Here is a 2133-nt window from a genome sequence, read left to right as displayed (position 1 = left end):
GCTCCGTGCGCGAACTGTTCACGAGAACGCAAGGAAACGGGTGATGGCGGTTCCGGCTGATTGACTGGGCGCGATGACGACTGCGTCGCTCACCGCGCTCGACGCCGGGATCACCCTCGGATCGACCGGCCAACGCCCTCGCTGGACGCTCAGTCCGTGGGGCTCGGTCACACCGTGGGGTGAGGCCGACCCGGTGTCGCTGGACTGGTACATCGCCGCCGATGACCGGTGGCACGTTCCGGCACAGGAGCCGACCGTACGCCAGGAACGGATCGAGGGCACGCCGGTGGTCGAGACCCGATTGCGGGTGCCCGACGGCGACGCGGTGCAGCGGGTGTGGGCGGTACCCGAGGGCGGCGGATCCGTCATCGTCGAGTTCGAGAACGAGTCGCCGATGCCGTTCGCCGTCGCCCTCACCGGGCCGACGGTGGTCACCGAGCGTCCCCCGGCCGACGTGCCGATCCAGGGAATCGACCTCGACGACGCGATCGTGTTGCCCGTCGGACACCGATCCATCGTGCGGGTCGCGTTGGCCCACGCTGCCGGAGTGATCGGCCCGAAGGATCTCGGACGTGTGCCGCCGGCGATGGCCGTCGTGCGGGGATGGACGAGCACCGTCGAACGGGCGAGCCGGTTGGTGCTGCCCGACGAACGCCTCGTCGGTGCGGTCGTCGCGGCGAGATGCGATCTTCTCCTCGAGGGTCCGGTCGACGCCGACCAGGATGCCGCCGGATTCCTGCTCGATGTGGCTGAGCTGGTGCGTTGCGGTGACGATGCCGGTGCCTGGCTCCCCGATGTGGTGGAGTCGGCCGGGCAACTCGCCCGCGCTGCAGCGAAACGCGGGGCCGATCCGGCGACGGTCGCGGAGTCGCTCCAGGCGTTGGGCGCCGCTCGGGTCGTGGCCCGACACGCTCGCGATGAACTCGCCGCGGCCGACATCGACCGCACGATCGAGCGCGTGCGGTCGAAGCGCAGTGACGTCGATCCTGCCACCGGCGTCATCGCATCGTTCGCCGATGTTCGGCGCACGCAGTCCGTTGGTCGATTCGTCCGCTCGGTCGAGCGCCGCATCGCCGACGGAGGGCGACTGCTCACCGGTGGGATTCCCAACTCCTGGCTCGGCAGCAACTTCGAGGTCCACGCCGTTCCGACCTCGCCCTCGACGGCGGCCTCGTTCGCGGTGCGCTGGCACGGCGAGCGTCCAGCGGTCCTCTGGGAGCAGCAGGGCGACGCGCCGGTCGAGTTGTCCGCGCCCGACGTCGACCCGGACTGGCACACCACCGAATCGTCCGGAGAGGCATTGTGGGTCGCGCCCCGGCCCGCACGGGCCGCGACGTCGCCGTTGAGCATCACGATCGACTCCGATCCCGATCCGGGCGCCAGCTTCGTCTAGCTCGGACGGACGGCGAACACACCGACGTGGCCTCGAGGAAGCGAGCCCCGACCCGAGAGATCGAGAAGTCGCTGTGGGCGCAGGGCTACGAGACCGTGGTCGGCATCGACGAGGTCGGCCGCGGAGCGTGGGCGGGTCCGCTCATGGTCGGTGCCGCGGTCCTGCCGCGTGACACGCGCGTCAACGGCGTACGCGACTCGAAACTGCTGACCGAGCCGAAGCGCGAGTTCCTGTTCGATCGAATCGCCGCCTGGTGCACGACGTGGTCGGTGGGAGCAGCGACTCAGGAGGAGTGCGATCACCTCGGCATGTCCGCGGCGCAGAAGCTCGCGGCGGCCCGGGCGATCGCCGGTCTCGATGTGATCCCCGACGTGGCGGTCACCGACGGGAAGTGGGACTTCGTGTCGCCGGCCGTGCCGCGTGTGGAACTCGTCGTCAAGGCCGATCTGCGGTGTCTGAGCGTGGCGGCCGCCAGCATCCTCGCGAAGGTCGTTCGCGACCGTGAGATGCGCATCTGGTCGGAGCACTATCCGCACTGGTCGTTCGACACGAACAAGGGCTACCCGTGTCCGGTGCACAAGTCGGCGCTCGTCGGCTACGGGCCGTCGGCGATCCATCGCCGCAGCTGGGTGTTCATGGAGAACTACAACCCGTGGACCGCCATCCGCCGCACCCCGCCGGCCGGCCAGGCCCAGCTCTTCTGACACCGTTCTCGTGAACTGTTCCGGCGCTCCGTGCGC

General features: G+C 69.8%; 2 protein-coding genes. Both read left to right on the top strand.

Annotation, left to right across the window (positions count from 1 at the left end):
• Positions 1–73: 73 nt before the first annotated feature.
• A complete protein-coding gene (locus ON45_RS20430) occupies positions 74–1393 on the top strand; it encodes a hypothetical protein (protein WP_040496602.1) in 1320 nt (439 codons plus the stop codon).
• A gap of 26 nt (positions 1394–1419) precedes the next feature.
• Positions 1420–2097 (top strand): ribonuclease HII, encoded by a 678-nt coding sequence (gene rnhB / locus ON45_RS20425; protein ID WP_040496601.1) that lies wholly within the window; start codon positions 1420–1422, stop codon positions 2095–2097.
• Positions 2098–2133 lie beyond the last annotated feature (36 nt).

This window comes from Ilumatobacter nonamiensis YM16-303, assembly GCF_000350145.1.
Lineage (GTDB): Bacteria > Actinomycetota > Acidimicrobiia > Acidimicrobiales > Ilumatobacteraceae > Ilumatobacter_A > Ilumatobacter_A nonamiensis.
The sequence above is the reverse complement of the archived record's forward strand: the minus strand, read 5'-3'. Positions and strand labels throughout refer to the sequence as shown.